Consider the following 3,309-nt stretch of genomic DNA (forward strand, 5'->3'; position numbering starts at 1 on the left):
GTTTGCGACGAAGCGCGTCGCCGGCCTGTCGTAGAGGGCTTCCGGCGTGTCGATCTGCTCGATCTGGCCGGCGCGCATCACGACGATGCGATCAGATAGAGTTAACGCCTCCTCCTGATCGTGCGTAACGCACAGCGTGGTGATGCCGAACTCTTTGTGCAGGTTCTTCATCTCGATCTGCATTTGTTCGCGAAGATTGCGATCGAGCGCGCCGAGCGGCTCGTCGAGCAGCAGGAAGGGCGGATCGGCAATCAGCGCTCGTGCAAGGGCCACGCGCTGCTGTTGTCCGCCGCTCAGTTGGGATGGCATGCGGCCGCCAAGATCACCGAGATGCACGCGCTCTAGCATGCGCGTGACGCGAGCCGCCCTCTCAGCGGCCTTGATACCTCTCATTTCGAGCGGAAATGCAAGGTTTTGTCGCACTGTCAGGTGCGGAAACAGCGCGTAGCTCTGAAACACGATCCCCTGGTCGCGCCGATGGGAGGGCACTGCAGCGACCGACTGCCCAGCAATAAGAATGTCGCCACGACTTGGCGCCTCAAACCCCGCGAGCAGCATCAAAGCTGTGGTCTTGCCCGAACCGCTCGGGCCAAGAACAGTCAAAAACTCGCCGCGACGTACCGTCAACGACAGGTCCCTAACCGCAGTGACCTTCCCATACATTTTGGTGACGCTGCGAAATTCGATCTGTGGCGCGGCAAGACGGCCACTGTCCGGCCCGATATTGGCCGGAGCATCAGCTACGGGTACTCGCTGTTCGTGAACAGGGACAACCGACATTGTGGCTCCATACGGATAAAGGGGCGCAAGGCAGCAATAAGCCGCCTTGCCGAGTATACTGGGTGTGGGCGCTAAAGTGACCACTCCTTCCAGCGTTCCGCAAATCGCTGCTGGTTGGTCAGCCCGTCCGCACCAATCTCGCTGTACCACTGTGCATTACGAGGAATGCTATTGGCCTTATAGTCAGGGTGGCTCGCAAGCTTGCGAGCGATGTTGTCGGGAATGAGTTTAAACGCATTTATATTGCTCGGGCCAAGAGAGAATAGCTTCGAGAAATTCGCTTGATTATTGGCTCGAGTGGCGAATTCCAGAAACTTCTGGGCATTCTTGGCGTTAGGGCTGCCTTTGGAGATCACCCAATAGTCAAAGGTCAACTTGGCTTGATTTCGATTGATCTCCACCGGCGCTCCCTGATCAATCAGCAGCTGAGCACGACCATCGAAGGAATGCGCAAGATCTGCAGCTCCGTCGTGTAGTATCTGTTGGATCTCCGACCCTGTTGCCCACCATTTTCGAACATGAGGCTTTATTTTATCCAGGCTTGCAAAAACGCGGTCAATGTCGAGCGGGTACAGCTTATCGGCAGGAACGCCGTCCGCCAGCAGCGCTTCCTCCCAAGGCCCTTCGCCAGACTCCCCAGACCGCATCACCCTCAGCCCGGGAAACTTCTCAGCATCCCAGAACTCTGACCAGGAGGTAGGCCTTGGCTTACTCGGCGGATATGCCTTTGTATTATAAACCATGTTGAACGAATAAACTGAGGAGGCGACGGCATAAGGGTGCTTAAAAGCGTCAGAGATTCCGTCAAGCTCGTCCTTATTATAGATGGAATAATCAATTTGCTCGACGAGGTCTTTGCGCACTGCAGCGCCAATGTCACCTATACCGATAACGACAACGTCGACAGTGACGTTTTTTGTTTGCGCCATTAGCTCCATTTGGGCGAGAAGAATATCATCGGTGATCGTCTGGACCTTAATGCCGGTTTCGGCCTCGAACGGTTTTACATAGGCTTCGATATTGGCTTTTCCCCAATCACCGCCGCCCACCATAACCCGCACTTCACCCGGTGATTGCGCCGAAGCCCGACCAGCCACTGAAGACAACGCCCCGAACGCGAGAGCGGACGAAGTCGACTGCATGAAACGTCTGCGGTTTAGCCGATAGCTCATTAGATACTCTCCCCTGTGCTCCCATTAACCGTCATTGGCTGGGAATCGGTACAATCGGCGATATTTCGTGCAGTCGCCCGCATGCGGAGGTGACTCAAATCGTCGATGCCGTATTCAGGACGAAACTTAGCCGTTCATTCGAGTGAATGCAATAGGACATTTGGGAACTTGCCGCCTCACGGTCGCTTCTCATTCAAGCTGGCTCAATGAGGCGAGGGTCGCGCAAAAGTTGCTTTTTTGCCCCAAAGGCACTAATTTAGGGGATAAACATTCCGAAAAAAGCTGCTGTTCGGCAGAGGTATCGTATTAGTACATTCTATGAATTGCTCATCATATTCTGACTCTGCTTTCGGCTCCTAAATGGGCTGTCGCGCGTGCCTACGATGCTAAGGGGGACAGACCGGACTATCGCTCTTCTCGGGACAGCCTGTACTGAATCTATCCTGGATCGAGCCGAGCCGACAATCACCCTCGCAATCGCGGCAACCTTAGTAGCACTGATACTAGCTGTGCCGCTGGGGTTGCTGGCAGCGCATCGAGCCGGGAGCATCGTAGATCGAGCCGTCCTGCTGTTTTGCGTCGTGTTCGGGCGCGATGTTTTCGCCCGGGTGCTTTACGGCGGGCAGGTTTCGCTTGCGATAGGAGTGGGCACTGCGGCCTTAGCGACCACTGCAGGAACGGTATTGGGTCTCCTCGCCGGAGCCGGACGGCTGTCAGACAATATCTTGATGAGAATCATGGATGGTATGATGGCGATACCGGGAATCCTGCTTGCGATTTCGCTGGCGACGATTTTCGGTGGCGGGATATTGACTGTCATCATAGCTTTGGCCGTCCCGGAAGTGCCCGTGGTTGCGCGCCTGGTTAGAAGCTTAACGTTGACACTCCGCGAGCAAGTGTTCGTGGAGGCGGCTCAATCTTACGGAACTGGGCCTCTGCGACTGCAGTTCAAATATATCCTGCCGAACGCGCTCGCCGCGATTGCTGTGCAGACGACATATATCTGTGGACTGGCCATTCTCTTCGAAGCCTATCTCGGCTTTGTAGGTGTTGGCGTTCCGCCAGAGAACCCTAGTTGGGGCAATATCGTTGCCGAAGGCCGGAACTTCGCCCTCATCGCACCGCACCTCATACTGCGGCGGATGACCTGGCCTTCGCCTCCCTGAGCATAAGCTCTTGCTCTTGCGCTTCCGCGTGCTCGGCGCAATGATCCCCGATCTCGATCATGGCGTCGCAGCAGAACAGGAGAACCTGCCCTCACGTGCAAAACCGATCCTACCACTCTACCCGAGGTCGGCACTACTCGCAGGCGTTGCGATCGTCGAGGTGCCGAACTGAAAATGCTTCGATGTTGCGT

Annotated in this window: 3 protein-coding genes; 1 reads left to right on the top strand and 2 read right to left on the bottom strand. The window is 55.8% G+C overall.

Going from position 1 to position 3,309, the window contains the following annotated elements:
- Together EOA27_RS28535 and EOA27_RS28540 are read right to left on the bottom strand one after the other, a co-directional pair.
- The coding region (locus tag EOA27_RS28535; RefSeq protein ID WP_245491182.1) for an ABC transporter ATP-binding protein at window positions 1–663 on the bottom strand (663 nt) is incomplete at its 3' end.
- A gap of 188 nt (window positions 664–851) precedes the next feature.
- Entirely contained in the window at window positions 852–1,952 is a 1,101-nt protein-coding gene (locus EOA27_RS28540; RefSeq protein WP_127257801.1) for an ABC transporter substrate-binding protein, read from the bottom strand.
- Between the two features lie 683 nt (window positions 1,953–2,635).
- On the opposite strand from EOA27_RS28540, the gene EOA27_RS28545 reads away from it, so the two are divergent.
- Window positions 2,636–3,118 carry an ABC transporter permease gene (locus tag EOA27_RS28545; protein ID WP_245491181.1) on the top strand — a complete coding sequence of 161 codons (483 nt, stop codon included), beginning with the start codon at window positions 2,636–2,638 and terminating at the stop codon, window positions 3,116–3,118.
- Window positions 3,119–3,309: the final 191 nt, after the last annotated feature.

Source organism: Mesorhizobium sp. M2A.F.Ca.ET.037.01.1.1 (assembly GCF_003998075.1).
Classification (GTDB): Bacteria; Pseudomonadota; Alphaproteobacteria; order Rhizobiales; family Rhizobiaceae; genus Mesorhizobium.

What these genes read in the sequence shown, in the direction of transcription:
- EOA27_RS28540 (WP_127257801.1), bottom strand. Translation starts at nt 1,952, where the DNA reads ATGAGCTATCGGCTAAACCGCAGACGTTTCATGCAGTCGACTTCGTCC.